Annotated in this window: 19 protein-coding genes; 14 read left to right on the top strand and 5 right to left on the bottom strand. The window is 36.4% G+C overall.

Annotated elements, in window-relative coordinates; all coding sequences use genetic code 11:
- Positions 1–138 precede the first annotated feature (138 nt).
- From DIT68_RS07970 to DIT68_RS07980, 3 genes are all read left to right on the top strand, one after another.
- Complete coding sequence (locus DIT68_RS07970; protein WP_109359273.1) at positions 139–348, top strand: hypothetical protein; 210 nt, start codon at positions 139–141, stop codon at positions 346–348.
- 95 nt (positions 349–443) lie between these two features.
- Entirely contained in the window at positions 444–1,787 is a 1,344-nt protein-coding gene (locus tag DIT68_RS07975; protein WP_109359274.1) for an FAD-dependent oxidoreductase, read from the top strand.
- On the top strand, positions 1,784–2,689 hold the full coding sequence (locus tag DIT68_RS07980) for a hypothetical protein (protein WP_109359275.1): 906 nt from the start codon (positions 1,784–1,786) through the stop codon (positions 2,687–2,689). Before DIT68_RS07975 ends, DIT68_RS07980 begins: the two co-directional genes overlap by 4 nt.
- Before the next feature lie 14 nt (positions 2,690–2,703).
- Here the strand turns inward: DIT68_RS07980 and DIT68_RS07985 are convergent, their stop codons facing one another.
- Together DIT68_RS07985 and DIT68_RS07990 are read right to left on the bottom strand one after the other, a co-directional pair.
- On the bottom strand, positions 2,704–3,144 hold the full coding sequence (locus tag DIT68_RS07985; protein ID WP_109359276.1) for a nucleoside deaminase: 441 nt from the start codon (positions 3,142–3,144) through the stop codon (positions 2,704–2,706).
- A 177-nt stretch (positions 3,145–3,321) separates the two neighbouring features.
- The gene (locus tag DIT68_RS07990) at positions 3,322–3,525 is read right to left on the bottom strand and encodes a hypothetical protein (RefSeq protein WP_109359277.1); all 204 of its coding nucleotides are present in this window, start codon (positions 3,523–3,525) and stop codon (positions 3,322–3,324) included.
- Positions 3,526–3,599: 74 nt separating this feature from the next.
- On the opposite strand from DIT68_RS07990, the gene DIT68_RS07995 reads away from it, so the two are divergent.
- The 3 genes from DIT68_RS07995 to DIT68_RS08005 all read left to right on the top strand — a co-directional run bounded on the left by DIT68_RS07995 (position 3,600) and on the right by DIT68_RS08005 (position 5,805).
- Positions 3,600–3,962 carry a hypothetical protein gene (locus DIT68_RS07995; protein ID WP_109359278.1) on the top strand — a complete coding sequence of 121 codons (363 nt, stop codon included), beginning with the start codon at positions 3,600–3,602 and terminating at the stop codon, positions 3,960–3,962.
- 65 nt (positions 3,963–4,027) lie between these two features.
- A complete protein-coding gene (galE, locus tag DIT68_RS08000) occupies positions 4,028–5,062 on the top strand; it encodes a UDP-glucose 4-epimerase GalE (RefSeq protein WP_109359279.1) in 1,035 nt (344 codons plus the stop codon).
- Positions 5,059–5,805, top strand: coding sequence for a porin family protein (locus DIT68_RS08005; RefSeq protein ID WP_109359280.1), 747 nt, complete (start codon positions 5,059–5,061; stop codon positions 5,803–5,805). The genes galE and DIT68_RS08005 overlap by 4 nt, the downstream gene beginning before the upstream one ends.
- A gap of 334 nt (positions 5,806–6,139) precedes the next feature.
- Here DIT68_RS08005 and DIT68_RS08010 read toward each other — a convergent pair whose 3' ends face one another.
- Both DIT68_RS08010 and rlmN read right to left on the bottom strand, forming a co-directional pair.
- On the bottom strand, positions 6,140–8,362 hold the full coding sequence (locus tag DIT68_RS08010; protein WP_109359281.1) for an NADP-dependent isocitrate dehydrogenase: 2,223 nt from the start codon (positions 8,360–8,362) through the stop codon (positions 6,140–6,142).
- A gap of 255 nt (positions 8,363–8,617) precedes the next feature.
- Positions 8,618–9,682 (bottom strand): 23S rRNA (adenine(2503)-C(2))-methyltransferase RlmN, encoded by a 1,065-nt coding sequence (gene rlmN, locus DIT68_RS08015; RefSeq protein ID WP_109359282.1) that lies wholly within the window; start codon positions 9,680–9,682, stop codon positions 8,618–8,620.
- Between the two features lie 162 nt (positions 9,683–9,844).
- Between rlmN and DIT68_RS08020 the strand changes: the two genes are divergently transcribed.
- From DIT68_RS08020 to DIT68_RS08055, 8 genes are all read left to right on the top strand, one after another.
- Complete coding sequence (locus DIT68_RS08020; RefSeq protein WP_109359283.1) at positions 9,845–10,255, top strand: DUF983 domain-containing protein; 411 nt, start codon at positions 9,845–9,847, stop codon at positions 10,253–10,255.
- Positions 10,252–10,548 (top strand): thioredoxin, encoded by a 297-nt coding sequence (gene trxA / locus DIT68_RS08025; RefSeq protein ID WP_109359284.1) that lies wholly within the window; start codon positions 10,252–10,254, stop codon positions 10,546–10,548. The genes DIT68_RS08020 and trxA overlap by 4 nt, the downstream gene beginning before the upstream one ends.
- A 93-nt stretch (positions 10,549–10,641) precedes the next feature.
- The gene (rnpA, locus tag DIT68_RS08030) at positions 10,642–11,022 is read left to right on the top strand and encodes a ribonuclease P protein component (RefSeq protein WP_109359285.1); all 381 of its coding nucleotides are present in this window, start codon (positions 10,642–10,644) and stop codon (positions 11,020–11,022) included.
- A gap of 45 nt (positions 11,023–11,067) precedes the next feature.
- Complete coding sequence (locus DIT68_RS08035) at positions 11,068–12,705, top strand: S41 family peptidase (RefSeq protein WP_109359286.1); 1,638 nt, start codon at positions 11,068–11,070, stop codon at positions 12,703–12,705.
- Positions 12,706–12,714: 9 nt separating this feature from the next.
- Complete coding sequence (locus DIT68_RS08040) at positions 12,715–14,286, top strand: O-antigen ligase family protein (protein WP_109359287.1); 1,572 nt, start codon at positions 12,715–12,717, stop codon at positions 14,284–14,286.
- A gap of 236 nt (positions 14,287–14,522) precedes the next feature.
- Positions 14,523–14,966, top strand: a complete 444-nt coding sequence (locus DIT68_RS08045) for a single-stranded DNA-binding protein (protein WP_146194159.1) — start codon at positions 14,523–14,525, stop codon at positions 14,964–14,966.
- Between the two features lie 79 nt (positions 14,967–15,045).
- Complete coding sequence (locus tag DIT68_RS08050) at positions 15,046–15,336, top strand: hypothetical protein (protein ID WP_109359289.1); 291 nt, start codon at positions 15,046–15,048, stop codon at positions 15,334–15,336.
- A gap of 75 nt (positions 15,337–15,411) precedes the next feature.
- On the top strand, positions 15,412–16,194 hold the full coding sequence (locus DIT68_RS08055; RefSeq protein WP_109359290.1) for a tRNA pseudouridine synthase A: 783 nt from the start codon (positions 15,412–15,414) through the stop codon (positions 16,192–16,194).
- A 263-nt stretch (positions 16,195–16,457) separates the two neighbouring features.
- On the opposite strand, the gene alaS is transcribed toward DIT68_RS08055, so the two are convergent.
- Complete coding sequence (alaS, locus tag DIT68_RS08060; RefSeq protein ID WP_109359291.1) at positions 16,458–19,070, bottom strand: alanine--tRNA ligase; 2,613 nt, start codon at positions 19,068–19,070, stop codon at positions 16,458–16,460.
- Positions 19,071–19,139: the final 69 nt, after the last annotated feature.

Genomic DNA, 19,139 nt, shown 5'->3' on the forward strand with positions numbered 1-19,139 from the left:
ATTATCTTTTGTTTGCCAGCGTTCGTTGTTTTTATGTGCACCCTCAGTTTTCAGTCAAATACTGCGCTTTGTCAAAGCATTGAAGCAAGCAAATGATTAAAGCTCTTTTAATTCTTCAATAATTTGTATTTTTGAAGCATGAACATACAAGCGTTGATTCAAAGAAGATTTTCGGGGGAGCTCAACAATGAAGCGGAGTACATTGAGCTTTTAGTGCAGGTTTTTGCGGTTCTTATTCTTGGGTTGTTGCTTTGGAGGTTAATGGCTGCTTTCCATAAGAAGAAAAAGGCCAAGCGTAAACCGAGTACTTATTTTGATACCACATTCACGAAGAGTTGGAGGAAATAATATAGGAGGTGTATTAAACCAAAATAACTTGTTGTTGTTACATTCACATCCAGGTGTAAAAAGAACCAGCAAGAGCATTTAAGAGAAAGTAAAAGATGGGAAATAAGAAAGTTGCAGTTGTAGGAGCAGGATTAGTAGGAAGTTTAATGGCTGTTCTACTGGCTAAAAAAGGGATGCAAGTAGATGTCTTTGAACGCCGTCCAGATTTGAGAAAAGCCAAAGCAATTGGTGGTAGGTCTATTAATTTAGCACTCTCTAATCGTGGGTTTAAAGCGCTTTCTTTAGCAGGATTTGATAAGGAGATTAGAGATGTTTCCATACCTATGTACGGGCGTCAAATGCACGATGTGGAAGGAAATTTAACTTATCAGGCTTATGGTAAAGAAAAGGAAGCCATATACTCTGTCTCTCGTGGACAGTTGAATCAAAAGTTGATGAATTTAGCGGATGACTATGAAAATGTAAAATACAGGTTTGATAGGGCCTGCGAAGATATAGATTTATCGAAGAACGAAATTACTTTCAATAATTCCAGCACCCATGGGAAAGAGTATTTTTCTTACGACCAGATTTTTGGAGCAGATGGAGCTTTTTCAGCTGTGAGAGGAGTCTTGCAAAAAACACCTATGTTCAATTATTCACAGGAATATTTGCCTCACGGGTACAAAGAGTTATCGTTTCCCGCAAATGCAGATGGAACACATTGCTTCGATAAAAACTGCCTGCATATTTGGCCAAGAGGCGAATTTATGATGATTGCACTGCCTAATTTGGATGGAAGCTTTACTGTAACACTGTTTTTTCCAATGAAAGGAGAGATTTCTTTTGAAAGCTTGGATACAGAAGAAAAGGTTTTAGATTTTTTCAATAAAACTTTTCCAGATGCCGTTCCTTACATGCCTACTTTAGTGGAGGACTTCTTTTCCAACCCCACATCTACTCTTGTGACGGTTAGATGTAGTCCTTGGAATTACGAAGATAAGGTTATGTTGCTTGGAGACGCTTCTCACGCGGTTGTTCCTTTTTACGGTCAAGGATTGAATTCAGGTTTGGAAGACTGTACTGTTTTCTTTGAAATGTATGAAAAACATAAAGGCAATGTTCATGCTTTGTTTGAAGCTTTTAGCGAACAGCGTGTTCCAGATGGAAATGCAATAGCTGATTTGGCCTTGTATAATTACATCGAAATGCGCGATTTAGCGGGAGATAAAGATTTTTTATTAAGAAAGAAAATTGAAAGAAAATTCAGTGATCTTTACCCAGATAAATGGATGCCTTTATATTCTCAAGTTACTTTTAGTCATATTCGTTACTCCGAAGCCTTGGCCGCAGGAAATAGACAAAGAAAAATTATGGATGAGGTGATGGAAATGGATAGTATTCATGATCAATGGGATGATCAGAAAGTAATAGACAAAATTTTATCTTTAGTGGAATGAGGAATTTAGTGTTTTTGTTTTTAATCGGCTTATTCTTTAGCACTGGAATACATGCGCAATACAAACCTAAAAAGAGCAAAAAGCAATTTTATGGAAATCAGAGGTTGCAAAAACCACTTTATAGGTGGGTAACTGGCGATTATGCAAAACACGGAATTCAATTTTCATTTGGACCTACCTATACTTTTACTAGTAATAAAGCCAGAGAGGGAGAGTTTAGAATAGAATCAGAAAATCTTGGAGCAGATTCGATTATTAGATATTCGCAAGAAGCGAAAAGTAGAATTGGAGTTTTTGCAGAGTTAGGAATGGTTCACATCACCAGAAAACCCCGAAAAATCATTCATTATTACGACTGGGGAATCGGATTTAAGTTATACGGAGGTAGAGAAGCTAGTGCATCTAAGTTTTACGATAATAGAGATACCTTGATTGGGGGGATAGATGGTGAAGGAAAGTTTTATAACGGATACTTGTATGGAAGATTTAGTGCGCACAATGTATTTCAAATCAATCCAAATTTCTTTCTGGATAATGCACTAGGTGTCAATTTTGATTACGCTATTATGAATGGAAATATGGCTTATGATGGATTTAGAGCGCCAGTGGAGCAGAAATTTCAAGGAGATTTTCTGGCTCAATTGCATTATTCATTAGGGCTAGGAATAAAACCAAGAGCAGATAAAGGATTCTTCTTTGTGCCAAGTGTTGAAATTCCATTTTTGGGTATCCATGAGTGGAATGGCGGCTCGGCCGCAATAAATTGGTTTTCCAGTAAATACCATCCTGCAATGCTTAAATTGAAATTTGTTTGGCTTTTTAAGCGCGACCCTGAAAGGTGTCCACCTGTGGAGATAAATGTGATTGACAAACGTCATATGGAAGAGCAGAAAAATAAATAAGTATTCATATAAACTTATCTCTTGCCTTTAAAAAAGTCTTTCATTAACGTACTGCATTCTTCGGCCATAACTCCCCCAACAAGCTCTGTGGTGGGATGCAATATGTTTTCATACCGCAGTGCACCTCGTCTTTCGTCTCTGGCTCCATAAACTATCTTGCTTATTTGAGACCAATTAAGTGCTCCAGCACACATTACACAGGGTTCTAGAGTGACGTAAAGTGTACATTTTTTGAGGTATTTGCCACCTAAAAACTCTGCGGCAGAAGTAATGCTTTGCATTTCAGCATGAGCAGTTACATCGTTAAGTTGTTCTGTTAGGTTATGACCTCTGGCAATGATTTGATTATCTGCAACTATTACTGCTCCAACCGGAACTTCATCTAATGCATAAGCTCGTTTTGCTTCGTCTAGTGCTTTACGCATAAAATACTTGTCATCATAGGGTGTAATCATCAGTTGTGTTTTAACTTTTATTTATAAGCATGTCTGAACGGAAGCATTTCAAAATAAATAGCACAGCATTCATTTTTTTATAAAAAGCCTCTTTTGAGGTATCAAAATTATAGTTTAAAAATGAACTGTGAAAGTGTATGCTGTCTTTTGAGTTCTTCAATCATCAAGAATATGTTCTTATTCGATAATTAGCGCTTCATTTTCCAGTTCAATTTGTTCAACTTTTTCCTCATTTGTGTGCTTTTTAACAGCTTGTTCTGGATTGTAAATAAGGTATAAAAGTAGGGCAATGACTACAGAGTAAATGATGAAACGAAGCATCATTTTCCAACTTTTTGAAAGGTTTTGATGCTTTTTGAAGTTGAATTGTGGATTTTTCATGATATTTACGCGTATTAAGAAACCTTATTGTAAAAATAACGTTATTCTTAATCAAATACTACAAAGCTATAATTATGAATCTAAAAACATGTCCTAATTGTGAAGAAGAATTCGAAGGAAGAAGAAACAAGAAATTTTGTTCGGTTTCCTGCAAAAATCAGTTTCATAATGAAGAATACCGTAACGCTAACCACACTGTCATTAATCTGAATAAAACTCTACTCAAAAATCGGGTGATTCTAAAAGATTTATTCAAAGTGTATAGAAGTTCTGCAATTCCACTAACAATTCTTGAAGCGCACGGTTTTAATTCACGCTTTCACACACACTTGTTTAATGCGCCTTCAGGTGATCGTTACACAATGGTGTATGAAGTGGGATACAAAACATCCTTCGACAATCAAATTCATATTGTGGAAATGGAAGATGTTCTGTAAAAATAAGCTTGATTAGTTATACAATTTGTTAATTTAGCCGATATAAATCTAACATTAAATCTAATATGGATTCGGGTAAAAAGTATATTTTGGTAACCGGTGGTGCTGGTTATATTGGTTCTCATACTGTTGTAGCATTAATCGAAAAAGGATTCACTCCAATAATTGTCGATGATTTTAGAAATTCAAACAGGGATGTGATTCCACGTTTGGAGAAAATTACCAATGAAGAAATCATTTATTTTGACGCTGCTTGTCAAAACTTAGAAAGGCTTCGAGGAATTTTTAGTCAATTTGAGGTGTATGGAATAATTCACTTTGCTGCTGATAAGGCGGTAGGAGAATCCATGGAAAACCCGTTGAAGTACTTTGATAATAATTTTGGAAGCTTAACAAGTATGCTTGAAGTGGCCAAGGAGTTTAAAGTAGGAAGATTTGTATTCTCTTCTAGCTGCACCGTTTATGGAGAACCAGAGGTAATTCCTGTAAATGAGCAAAGTCCCGTTTCTTATAGTTCTCCATACGGATTTACAAAGAAAGTTTGTGAAGAAATGATTCAACAGTTTGTTCAGAGCTGTCCAGAGGTGAAATCTACTTTATTGCGTTATTTTAATCCAGTAGGAGCGCACGAAAGCGGAATTATAGGTGAAGAACCAGATGGTAAGCCTAATAATTTGTTGCCATTCATTACACAAACGGCGGCTGGAGTAAGGAAAGAACTTACTGTTTTTGGAGATGATTATGATACTCCGGATGGAACATGTATACGCGACTATATCCATGTGGTAGATTTAGCGGAAGCACATGTGGCAGCCTTAGAAAAAACAGATGAGGCTAATATCAACCCTATGATTTATAATGTAGGAACTGGAAAAGGTTCGAGTGTTCTTGAGATGATTAAAACCTTTGAAAAAGTAACAGGAATAGATTTGCCGTATAAGATTGGTCCACGAAGAGATGGAGATATCAAAGAAATTTTTGCCAATACTGATAAAGTGAATTCAGAACTGAATTGGGAGTCTCAAAAAACGATTGAAGACGCGATCTCAACTGCTTGGGCTTTTGAGAAATACATTCGAGAAAAAAGAAAAAGTGAATGAGAAATTTTAGTTTATTGTTAGTGCTTTTTATTTACTCGAGCTCTCTTTTTTCACAATACGAGGCGGAAGAGGAAGGCTTGTATTCTAGGTCAAGACCTGGTGTAATGTGGTTCTACAGTGGACTCAAGCCTTTTGAAGAAGGAAAACTGCGCAAGTATGATAGACTAATTTTTGATCTTGTATACAATGATTGGTATGGTGATAAGGATTACTTTGATAGCCCGCCATCGTCAATAGGTTTCAATGCTGCTTTAATGTTTGATGTGATTCTGACAAAGGCAAATACCATGAGTTTCGGTTGGGGAATTGCTTACAGTCATTTCAGTAATAGAAGTCAGGTAAAATTCTCTAGAGATTTGGTCAATAACACTACTTTAATTTCGGATTATTTACCCGGTTTTGAGCCGAAAAGCACAAAATTTGGTGCAAACTACATTGAAATTCCATTAGAACTAAGATTTAGAACAAAGGGGTACAAGCACTTCAAATTTATGATAGGTGGAAAAATCGGTTATCAATTAAATGCTTTTTCGAAAGAAACATTCCGAATTGATGGAAAGAGGTATTCCACAAAAGAATACAACTTTGCCGATTCAAATCCACTGCGTTATGGTGCAACAGTAAGAATTGGAATAAGAAACTGGGCTATCTATGGTGCATATTATTTCTCCCCTTTATTTACAGATAGTGGAAGTGCAGATTTAACTCCGATTTCTATGGGGATAAGTGTTTCCTTGTTTTAAATCGACTTTCTGATTGCCATAGGAATTGATTTTTGATGGTTTTATTGGTCTTTTTAGTAGTTGTGCTTATTGTTGATTGTAAGTCTTTTATTGATTTAGTTTTAGCTTTTAAAAGCCATTCCAGAATAGATCTTTGGCAAAAGTATAAGGTCTATCTCTTTTATTCCTAGGACGTTTTATTTTTAGTGAGTTTTATGAATGACGCTTTCCCTCTAAAAGTGGTTTGATTGAATTTTCTTTATAAAGTCTGTAATAATCTCAGGTCATTGAATTTGTTATTAGTAGGCTTGCCCATCAGGACAAGCCTACTGTAAATAACATGGTAAGCCCTATATTAAAACTTTAAAATTTCATTTAAAGTAGCACTTGGGCGCATAACTTTATTGATGTTAGCTTCAGGTGCATTGTAATAACCACCAATTGGTGCTGGACTTCCTTGAACAGCGTTCAATTCATTAACGATTTTATCTTCGTTTTCAGTTAGTTTGGCTGCAATTGGTTCAAACTTCGCTTTCAAATCGGCATCTGCTGTTTGATTTGCTAATTCTTGAGCCCAATACATTCCTAAATAGAAATGACTTCCTCTGTTGTCGAGTTCATTCACTTTACGCGAAGGTGATTTTCCTGACATTAGTAATTTAACTGTAGCATTGTCTAGCGCTTCAGCTAAAACTTTTGCTTTAGGATTGTCAGTAACTTCAGAATAGTGTTCTAAAGAAACGGCCAACGCTAAGAATTCACCTAATGAATCCCATCGCAAGTGATTCTCTTCCACCAATTGTTCAACGTGTTTAGGTGCAGAACCTCCAGCACCTGTTTCGAACAATCCACCTCCGTTCATCAAAGGAACAATAGAAAGCATTTTCGCACTTGTACCTAGCTCTAAAATTGGGAATAAATCTGTTAAGTAATCACGTAATACGTTTCCTGTTACAGAAATAGTATCTTTTCCTTCTTTCACACGTTTCAAAGAAAACTCTGTTGCTTTTGCAGGCGACATGATTTGAATGGCTAAAGTAGAGGTGTCGTAATCTTTTAGGTAAGTGTTTACTTTTTTGATTAATTCACGGTCATGCGCTCGGTTTTCATCCAACCAAAATACTGCTGGAAGTCCACTTGCTTTTGCACGATTAATTGCCAATTTTACCCAATCCTTAATTGGAGCATCTTTGGCTTGACACATTCTCCAGATATCTCCTTCTTCAACTGTGTGCTCGATTAAAATATTATCGTTGGCATCAATCACACGAACTGTTCCATGTGCAGGAATTTCGAATGTTTTATCATGAGAACCATATTCTTCTGCTTTTTGTGCCATCAAACCAATGTTTGAAACACTTCCCATTTTTGTTGGGTCGAAAGCTCCATGTTTTTTACAAAAATCTATTGTTGCTTGGAAAACATCTGCATAAGAACTGTCTGGAATAACGGCTTTTGTATCTTGTTGCTCTCCAGCTTTATTCCACATTTGTCCAGAAGTACGAATCATTGCTGGCATTGAAGCATCAATGATTACATCACTTGGGACGTGTAAATTTGTAATTCCTTTATCAGAATTTACCATTGCGATGTCTGGACCATTTTCCATTGCAGCATCCAAATCTTTTTGAATATCTGCTTTTTCATATTCTGGCAACGTGTCAATACGGCTCAGTAAGTCCCCTAAACCGTTCGTAACATCTACACCTATTTTGTCAAAAGTTGCGGCATGTTTATCGAATACAGGCTTGAAGAATGTTCTTACAGCATGTCCAAAAATGATAGGGTCAGAAACCTTCATCATTGTTGCTTTCATGTGTAAAGAAAACAAAACTCCTTTTGATTTTGCGTCTTTAACTTGTTCGTCTAAGAACTTAATCAATGCTTTTTTACTCATTACAGTAGCATCAATTACCTCTCCTTGAAGTAATCCCAAGTTTTCTTTTAGGTTTGTTTTAGCTCCGTTAGCTTCAAGTTCGATACGCACATTTGTAGCCTCTGCTAAAGTTACAGATTTTTCATTTGCTCTAAAGTCTCCTTCAGACATTGTAGCAACATGTGTTTTAGAGTCAGAACTCCAAGCTCCCATTCTGTGTGGGTTTTGCTTCGCAAACTCTTTAACTGCTCTTGGTGCACGTCTGTCTGAATTACCTTCACGTAAAACAGGGTTCACTGCACTACCCTTCGCTGTATCATATTTTGCTTTTATTGCTTTCTCCTCTTCGTTTTTAGGCTCTTCAGGATAGTCTGGTAAAGGATATCCATGAGATTGCAATTCGCTAATTGCTTTCTTAATTTGCGTAACAGAGGCTGATATGTTGGGTAACTTGATAATGTTTGCCTCTGCCTTTTTCACCAATTCACCAAGCTCCGCCAAATCATCAGCAACTTGCTGTTCTTTCGTTAATAATTCTGGGAATTTGGAAATAATTCTTCCTGCTAAGGAAATATCTCTTGTTTCAAATTCAATTCCAGCCTGACTTCCAAATGCGCGAATTACCGGCAATAAAGAGTGTGTAGCTAACATTGGAGCTTCATCCGTAAGCGTGTAAATGATGTTTGATTTAATCGGTGCCATACCTTATTTGTTTTATGAGCAAACGCTCGATTATCGTAATTTTTCGAGTTGCGAAGATAAGAAATAATGGTTAATGTCTAATGATTAAGGTTTAATTATTAATGTTTAACAGAAGCGTGGTTTTATTGTGTAAAGTCTAGATATATTGCGTTTTTTCTTCTGAAAAAGCGACGAGTAAGCCAAGTCAAATATGATCAACCCGACCAGCGCAATCCCCGATAAACCTTAGTTATTAAACCTTAGAAGGGTAAAACGCTATTTAAGCATTCTTTCCGTTACCACCTCGTTTTTATTCGCCAATTGTCCACAAGCGGCATCTATATCCTTTCCTCGACTTCTCCGAACATTTACTATGATATTCTTTTCTTCTAAGTAGGCAGCAAATCGGTCTACTTTTCGTGCATCAGCTTGTTGGAAGATACCATCGTCTATAGTGTTGTATTCAATGATATTTACTTTACAAGGAACGTTCTTGCAGAATTCGGCTAGCTCCTGAGCGTCTTCTAATTCGTCGTTGAAATCTTTGAAAATGATGTATTCATAAGTTACGCGGGTTCCTGTTTTACCGTAGAAATAAGCGATTGCTTCTGCTAAGGCCTCTAGGTTATTGGTCTCATTAATGGCCATTATTTTATCCCGCTTTTTATCATTTGCTGCGTGTAAAGAAACTGCAAGGTTGAACTTTACATTATCGTCACCCAGCTTTTTAATCATTTTTGCGATTCCAGCGGTTGAAACCGTAATTCGTTTTGGAGACATTCCTAGACCATCTTCCGAAGTGATTTTATCTATGCTGTCCATCATGTTTTTATAGTTCAGAAGCGGTTCGCCCATTCCCATGTAAACAATGTTGCTTAAATTTTGCTGGTATTTGTTTTCAGCAAGATTCTTGAGGTGTACCACTTGATCCACGATTTCTCCTGCAGAGAGGTTTTTAAGCAGTTTCAATTTTCCGGTAGCGCAAAATTCACAAGCTAAGCTGCATCCTACTTGAGAGGAAATACAAGCCGTCATTCGTGTTTTGCTGGGAATCAAAACTCCTTCTACAACTTTTCCAACACCAACATTAAATGCACACTTTATGGTACGGTCAGATGAGACTTGCTGTTCGTCTAAAGTGATGTGGTCAATTAAAAAGCTTTCTTTGAGTTGTTCACGAAGTTTTACACTCAAGTTTGTCATTTCATCGAATGAAGCAGCGTTTTTTTGCCATAGCCATTCATAAACCTGTGTTGCACGAAAGGATTTTTCACCTAACGCAGTGAAAGCCGTTTTTAAGTCTGCTTTTGTTAAAGCCCGGATGTTTTTCTTGTTTTCCATAAATTGAGGTGCAAAGTTCGATGATATTTTTAGAATAGACAAGCTCGCTTTGATATAATCCTGATTAACTCGAAAAAGCCTAGTGGGTTTGTAGTACAAGAGATCGGTAATTTGTAATAAAAGTAACTTTAAATTCATCAGTATTCTTTCTATCTTTGCAGCATGGCTTGGAAAGAGAGTAGAGTTAAAAGTGTGCTTACAAATACTTGCCCTAGATGTCATGAAGGGAAGATTTTTAAGTACAACACCATATTTAATTTGAAGAAGTTCGACAAAATGTATGAACGATGCAATAAATGTGGACACAAGTATGAAAGAGAAACAGGGTTTTTCTATGGTGCAATGTATGCTTCCTATGCGGTTACAGTGGCGTTTTCAGTTGCCACATTTGTCTTAACTTACTTGATTTATCAAGATACTCCTTATTGGGTTTATATCATAAATATTTTGGTCGTACTTATCGTATTGGCACCATTAAGTTTTAGATTAGGAAGGCTCGTATGGATCAATTTGTTTACTGGTTATGATTCTGAAGCCATAGAAAAGCACAAACAAAAACACACAGAAGAATGAGTAGTTTTAAAGAAATTATAAAGGGAGATAAACCTGTTTTAGTCGATTTTCATGCAGATTGGTGTGGACCCTGTCAAACAATGAATCCGATTATTGACGAAATTAAATCACATTATGGCGAAAATCTGCGTGTTTTAAAAATCAATGTAGATAAAAATCAAGCAGCAGCTCAGAAATATAAAGTGAGGGGAGTTCCAACATTTTTATTGTTCAAAAACGGTGAAATCAACTGGCGCTCTGCAGGAGTTCATTCTCGTGCAGATTTAAAAAGAGAAATTAACAAGCTTTTGTAAGGCGCTTTGCCAAAACATGAGTGTACAGGGCGTGTCGATTATTTTACGAAAATTCAACGCAATCAATTACCAATTATAAGTTAACTTCGCCCCATGAATGAAAGTTTCGGTAAGGAATACAAATTGTGCAGTAAAAAGGTGATGGCGACCGTTTTTGAAGAGGGGAAAACAGAAAAAGTTTATCCTTTTTTATTGCGTTATCTTGCCGTAGACCTTAGAACAAATACCCGTTTTCAAATTGTAATTTCCGTACCCAAAAGGAAGTTTAAAAAAGCCGTTGACCGCAACAGAATCAAACGATTAATTAGGGAGGCAGTGCGTAAAAAGAAGTACATTATTGAAGAGGCAATAACAGAAGAAGAGTCACAATTGGCACTTTTTTTAATTTACACCTCAAGTCAAGAAGAAAGCTACCAAAAGATCATTGATAAAATAGAAGCACTTTTTCTGCGTTTAGTAGAGAATAGAGCTTAATTTTGCCCTTTTTCATTACATTAGAAGATTAAAATCAGAATTTATATGCGATATATTTATGGAATCGTCTTTTTATTTCTTTTTGGAATAAATCACAACAGTTTTTCACAGTCAAACGGCTTTCAGGTGATCAAAAATCTAGAGCTTATTGATTTGATTTATATGAATTTAGAGAAGTATTATGTAGATGAACCAAAAACTGGAGAAATTTCTAAAGCGGCAATTGATGCTATGCTTCAGGAGTTGGATCCATACACGGTTTATTATCATGAATCTAATATTGAAGATTATCGACTAATGACAACAGGACAATATGGTGGAATTGGTGCTTTAATTAGAAAATCGGGTGAGTATGTTTTTATTGCCGAACCCTATGAAAATATGCCTGCCCAAAAAGCAGGGTTAAAAGCGGGGGATAAAATTTTATCTATAGATGGAAGAAGTATGAAAGATGTGCCTTCAGATGTGGTTTCAGATGCTTTGAAAGGAGCAAAAGGTTCCTCTTTTATGTTAGAGTATGAGCGCCCAAACAAAGGTATAAGCACCATCAAGGTAGAGCGCGACGAAATTAAAGTTCCTGATGTTCCCTATGCTGGAATGATAGATGAAAAAGGTAAAATAGGGTATATTAATTTAAGCTCTTTTACTCAGACAGCATCTAGAAGTGTGAAAAACGCTTACGATGAATTGAGCAAGGAAGGAATGGAAAAAATAATTTTAGACTTACGCGGAAATGGCGGTGGTTTACTTATAGAATCAATTGATTTAGTTAATTTTTTCGTTCCAAAAGAGGTTGAGATTGTGAAGACCAAAGGAAGAATATCAGACGAAAACCGAAGCTATAAAACCAGGAATAACCCAATAGATCTCGAAATACCTATTGTTGTTTTGGTGGACGGATTTTCTGCATCTGCATCAGAAATTGTTTCAGGTTCGCTTCAAGATTTGGATAGGGGTGTGGTTATCGGGAGTACAACCTTTGGAAAAGGATTGGTGCAAAGAACCATCGATTTAAAGTACGGTGCGAAAATGAAATTAACCATCGCCAAGTATTACACGCCATCTGGAAGATGTGTTCAGAAATTAGATTATTACCATAAACACGATGGGAAAGTAGATGAGGTTCCTGATTCATTGATTAAGATTTTTCACACAAAAAACGGGAGAGAAGTCATTGATGGTAGAGGAATTGAGCCCGATATTTCAATTGAGGAAGAAAATCTAGCCAGGTTTACAGCCGTATTAATGGCTGAAAACATTGTATTTGATTTTGCAACAGAATTTGCGCAAAACAATCCTGAAATAGCACCCGCAAAAGATTTTGTTATTACAGATAAGACTTACAAGGAATTTAGAGCGTTTGTAATGGAAAAAGAATTTGATTACAAAACAGCAACGCAGGAATATCTAGAACAAGTTTTAGAAGCGGCTAAACAAGAAGGCTATGACAAAAAGATTGATGGTGAGTTTAAGGCGCTTCAAAAAGTAGTAAGTGCTTCTAAGGCGGATGATTTAGAGTTGTTTGAAAGTCAAATTAAACAATTATTGTCCAATGAAATTGTTTCACGATACTATTACCAAGAAGGTCGTGTTTTGAATGCCTTTAGAAACGACAAACCTTTGAAGAAAGCTATTGAAGTTTTGAATGATAAGACACAGTATGAGTCTATCTTAAATCCTTAAACGAAGTACATGCTTAACCGTTTTTTCGGTCCTAAAATCCACGACAACATTAATGTGTTTGCCGTTTTTGTCCTTGCTATTGGTATCCCAGTGAGTAAAGTTGTGATGTCTTTAGGGACTCTTATTCTTGCGGTAAATTTCTTGTTGAATGCAGACTTTAAATCTTATTGGGAAAAGTCTAAAAAGAATCTTGTTTTTTGGTTTGTCATACTTGTTCTGGTTTTTCACTTATTGGGTTTGCTATACACTACTGATTATGCTTACGCTTTCAGGGATTTAAAGACCAAGCTACCCTTGTTTGCCATTCCGATTGTGATGATTGGCTACCCTCTCAAAAAATGGGCGCTTAAATATGTTTTTTATGGCTTTTTAGCTGCCGTATTGATCACTTCTGTTCTGAATTACATTTTTATGCTGAAGAGTGAAATCAATGATTATCGAGAAATTTCTCATTTTGGTTCGCATATTCGGTACGCTTTATTGGTCGTAACGGGTGTTTTACTTTCTATTTATTTGCTTTTTCAACAAAATAAACCCCGTTGGGTTTTTGTTTTGTTGATCATTTGGTTTTTGTATTACACTTTAATAAGCCAAGTTTTTAGTGGTTACATTGCTGCGCTTTTACTTCTCATAGCGTGCTTCCTTTATTTTGTGAAAACCATTCAAAATACTTCCCTAAAAATTGTTTCTATTCTAGCATTAGTTACTGTTGCGACTTTTGGTGCTGTTCAAATGATTAATTACTTAGTTCCAGAGAAACCATTGTTGAACTTCGGAAATCTACCAACACACAGTAAAAATGGCGAGAAGTATTACAATGATACCAATTCATTATGGTTTGAAAATGGGCATCATATTTTATCTCAAATCGCGGGGGATGAGCTCAAAAAAGCTTGGAATGAGAGGTCAGACGTAGATTATACAACTGAATTGGCCTCAGGTTACGAGCTAAACCAAATTCTAATTCGATACATGGCTTCAAAGGGCTTAACTAAGGACAAGGAGGGGATGTTGTTGATGTCTGCTGAAGATATTGAAAATGTAGAAAATGGAATGGTGAACATCAGAGAAACTTATGGCGTTTTCCAATATAGAATATCGGGATTAAAAAATGAAGTTTTTCACTATGCAATTGGTGGAGATCCGGATGGAAACTCTTTGCTTCAGCGATTTGAGCACTGGAAGGCGGGAAAAGAAATTATAAAAAACAATTGTTTAACAGGAGTGGGAACGGGTGATTTGCAGATTGAATTCGATCAAGCTTACAGGGAGTCAAATACCCAGCTGGATGAAATGTATTGGAATAGAGCGCACAACCAATTTATGACATTTTGGATTAGCTTTGGAATTGTTGCATTTGTCATTTTTTCCGGATTCTGGCTTTGGTTTTTATGGAAAAATATTAAACTAAATAACTTCATTGGAATTGGATTTTCCCTAATGGCAATTGGTTCATTTATGTCAGAGGACACCATAGAAACCCAACAAGGCGTTACATATATTGCTTTCTTTCTGGGTTTAATAACCTTGATGAATAGTTGGAGGAAGAAGGCAGAATTAGAAATTAAAAACGAAGAATGAAAAAATCGAGAGGTATGCGCTTTTTTCGTTCAACAATTTAATTCCTAAGCTATTTTGCTTTGGCTTTTACTGTTTATTTTGAACCAATTCTTATTGCATTAAGAATTCTCGCTTCCCAATACCCTAATTTTCATTTCCACTCTTCTCACCAATATTTGTCAATTCCTCCCTGTTTGATTATATTTATATTTTCGAAACAATTCAGACAAATAAGAATTCAAAAGCAAAACACAAACATGGCAACGGTATTTGAAACAAGATTGATAGGTAATTTAGGAAAAGACGCAACAGTTAGAAAGATGGACCGTGGTGTTGTAGCGGTCAACTTTCCCGTAGCGCACAACAAGAACTGGAGAGATAAAAGAACTGGAGAGTCGCGAACAAAAACCACCTGGGTCAACTGTACAATATGGAAAAAAGAAGGTTCAAATATGAGGATCTTAGATTTTTTGAAAAGCGGAGCATTGGTGGAAGTCGTGGGAACGCCTTATGCCAAAGCTTACCAACAAGAGGACGGTACATTGAAAACTGAGATTCGGTTAAATATTGCTCGAACCAATATTTTAAGGTCTAGTAAAAATACAAGCTCTTCATCAGACGATGATTTTAACGAAGACGATAATAATGATGATGTTTACGGTGGAATTGATGAATTTACTCTTAATGAAAATGATTTTTAGTAGACTGCTTGTTTGTTAATGATTAATGGAACGATAATTGTTTTATAAATTCTATATTTACTTTTAAAAATTGAACGCCATGAAAAAAACAATAATGATTTTAGGAGCCCTTACGCTATTGATTACAGCTCCAACATTTGCACAGGAAAACACAACAAAAGCAAACAACAAAGTCAGTGTAAAAGCCAATAAAAGTGAAAAATTAGTTTCGAAAAAAGTAGAAAACCCCAATGAAAAATTGATGGTTAAACCAGAAGCGAAAACGAATCAAGTGCGAAAGCCTAAGGTGGAGAACAAACGAAAGTTGAGCGAAATTAAATCTGTTGAAACCAGAAATAAAAAGACAGCAACGCGTAAAGAGGAAAAGTAAAACAATCAGAAATTATATTTTTAATAAAGGGCAGTTCTCTATTGGGACTGCTTTTTTTATATCTTCAAACCCGTTATGAGAACACGGTTTTATTATTTACTAGAAATCCAATATCTGGGATTTCGCTACCACGGCTGGCAAAAACAACCTAATGTTATTACGGTTCAAGAAATGATTGTAAAAACATTGAACTGGGTGCTGCCAGAAACGGCAAGCAAGGTTTTAGCTTCTGGAAGAACAGATGCAAAAGTTTCGGTTAATCACACTTATGTAGAGGTTTTTACCGATAAGAAGATCGAAGATTTGGATTTCTTTCTAAACGATTTTAATCATAATTTGCCCGCAGATGTTAAAGCACTTTCTGTCGTTCCTACTTCAGCAGAATTCAATATTATTCAATCCAAGAAAATAAAAGAATACCATTATTACTTTGCTTATGGAGAAAAGTTTCACCCTTATTGTGCTGCCTTTATGTGTAATATCTTAGCAGATTTAGATATTGAAATCATGCAAAAAGCGGCAGAACTATTTGTTGGAAAAAGAGACTTTTATTCCTACACCTTTCGCCCAAACCCAGAGACCATTACCACAGGAGAAGTTTTGTCGTGTGAGCTCATTGAAAATACAGAACTCACGGCTTCTTTCTTTCCAGAAAAAAGTTATCTGGTAAAAGTTCGGGGAATAGGGTTTAAACGCAATCAAATTCGTTTAATGATGGGAATGCTCTTCGAATTGGGGCAAGGGTTAAAAACTTGGGAAGAGTTTTTGGAAACCCTAGATGGCGAGAAAAAGATTAAACTTTCGTACAATGCTCCAGCTTCTGGCTTGCAGTTGCATGAAGTTGAGTTCCTAGGGTAAAGTGAAAAGGTGACGCGGAGTTACGCAAAGTTTTCGCAGAGGCACGAAAGGGCACGATAACACAGAGTTTAGCAAAGAAAGAAAAGGAGAATGGAAAGTCTTACTTTCTTATTCTCCTTGATGTATTATCATCTCCAATTTCATTTTACCTTTAAGTAAAATTTCACCTTCAACTTTTTTCTTCTTTAATTTGCGCCTTCTTTGCGAAAACTCACCGTAACTCTGCGTAATTCTTTACTTTCTTTGTGTGGTTCAGTTTTTTCTTAAATCATCGCTTTAACCTCCTCAATAGCCGCTTTCAATCCTTCTGGTTTCTTACCACCCGCAGTTGCAAAGAATGGTTGCCCACCTCCACCACCTTGGATGTGTTTTGCTGCCGAACGAATCATGTTTCCAGCATGTAAATCTTTCGCTTTTACAACTTCATCGTCTATAATGATGCTTAGGGTACATTTCCCGTCTTTTTCTCCTCCAATTACAGCGAAAAGGTTTTCTACTTCACCCTTTAATTGGAATAAAACATCTTTAATTGCACCGCCATCCAAAGGAACAATTGCTTCTAAGAAGTTCATTCCGTCTTTTTCAACAATGTTCTTCTTTAAATCTCCTTTAATGTTTTTTGCACGCTCTTTTTCAATTTGTTCTAATTGCTTTTGCATGCGGTTATTGCTTTCTAGGATATCTTCAACGGATTGAACAAGGTTTTTGGTGTTTTTAAACAATGCATTCACACTGTTTAATTGCTCCAGTTTCTTGTTGATGTATTGCTCAGCTGTTTGACTAGAAATGGCTTCAATTCTTCTGATTCCAGAAGCTACAGAGCCTTCCGAAATAATTTTGAACCAACCAATATTTCCTGTACCTGGAACGTGTGTTCCTCCACATAATTCTATTGAGTCTCCGAATTGAATTACACGAACGGTATCGCCATATTTTTCACCAAAAAGCATCATTGCGCCAAGTTCTTGCGCTTCTTTTATGGGTGTATTTCTCAATTCATTCAAGGGTGTATTTTGACGAATTAAATCATTTACTATTTGTTCAATTTGCGCTAACTCCTCTTCTGTAACTTTAGAAAAATGGGAGAAGTCAAAACGCAAATATTCTGGATTCACTAAAGAACCTTTTTGAACAACATGATCTCCAAGCACTGTACGCAAGGCGTGATGCAAAAGGTGCGTTGCACTGTGATTTGCAGCAGAAAGCGATCTCTTTCCAACGTTTACAACGGCTTTAAATGTAGCACTTGGATTTTTTGGTAATTCTTTCACTAAATGAACAATCAGATTGTTTTCCTTTTTTGTATCAAAAATTGAAACTTTTTCACCATCAAACTCAATATATCCTTTGTCGCCCACTTGTCCACCTCCTTCAGGATAAAAAGGAGTCAAATTAAATACCAATTGATAGAAGCTTTTTTTGTTCTGAACCACTTTTCTATAACGTGTAATCTTTACGTCTGCCTCTAAGTGGTCATAACCAATAAATTCTTCTTTTTCGTCCTTTAAAATCTCTGTCCAATCATCAGTTTTTAATGAAGTTGCAGATCGCGATCGATCTTTTTGGGCTTGCAAGGCTTGGTCAAATCCAGCTTGGTCAAGTGTCATTCCCGCTTCTCTTGCCATCAATTCTGTTAAATCGAATGGAAAGCCGAAAGTATCGTACAATTCAAAAACTTGTGCTCCGGGGATTTGTTTTACGCCTTGTTCTTTTTGGTTTTCTATGATGATTTCAATTCGCTTAATTCCTTGTTCTAGTGTTTTGAAGAAGCTCATTTCTTCTTCGCGAATTACATTTTCGATTAAAGTTTTATTGTCTACTAATTCTGGGAAAGCTTTACCCATTTCTGCGATTAAAACCTTACTCAATGGAGCCAAGAAAGGCTCGTTCATTTTTAAGGTTTGGTAACCATAACGCACAGCTCTTCTCAAAATTCTTCTGATTACGTAACCAGCGCCGGTATTTGAAGGCAATTGTCCGTCGGAAATTGAAAATGCAATAGCACGAACATGATCCGCAATTACGCGTAAAGCAATATCCGTTGTTTCGTTGCTGCCATATTTGAATCCAGACTGTTTTACGATTTGCGCAATCAGTGTTTGGAATAAATCGATGTCATAGTTGGATTGTTTTCCTTGCAAGGCCATCGCTAAACGCTCCAATCCCATTCCTGTGTCTATGTGTGTTTCTGGTAGCTTTTCTAAACTTCCATCCGCTTTTCTGTTGAATTGGATAAATACCAAATTCCATACTTCAATAACTTGAGGATGGTCTTGGTTTACTAGAGTTTTACCGTCAACTTTTTTCTTTTCCTCTTCTGAACGAATATCTACATGAATTTCGGAACAAGGTCCACAAGGTCCCATTTCTCCCATTTCCCAGAAATTATCGTCTTTATTGGCTTCAATAATTCTATCTTCTGGAATCCATTGTTTCCAGAAATCATAAGATTCTGTATCCCTTGGTACTCCGTCTTTTTCGTCTCCTTCAAAAATGGTAACATACAAATTGTCTTTGTCTATTCCATAAACCTCTGTGAGTAGTTCCCAAGCCCAAGCAATGGATTCTTTTTTAAAGTAATCTCCAAAAGACCAATTTCCTAACATTTCGAACATTGTGTGGTGGTAAGTATCCACGCCCACTTCATCCAAATCGTTATGTTTACCGGAAACACGCAAGCATTTTTGAGTATCAGTAACACGCTTGTCCTTGGCCACAGCATTTCCAAGGAAATACTCTTTAAATGGTACCATACCTGCGTTTGTAAACATCAAGGTGGGATCATCTTTAATTACCATTGGTGCAGAAGGCACAATTGTGTGTCCTTTCTCTTCAAAAAAAGAGAGGAATTTATGTCTGATTTCTTCTAATTTCATTGGGTTCCTTTAATATAATTTGGTCCTTATCTTGTTAATCAAAGTTAACGATTTTGCAAAGTTAGATTA

This window comes from Brumimicrobium oceani, from assembly GCF_003143775.1.
Lineage (GTDB): Bacteria > Bacteroidota > Bacteroidia > Flavobacteriales_D > Crocinitomicaceae > Brumimicrobium > Brumimicrobium oceani.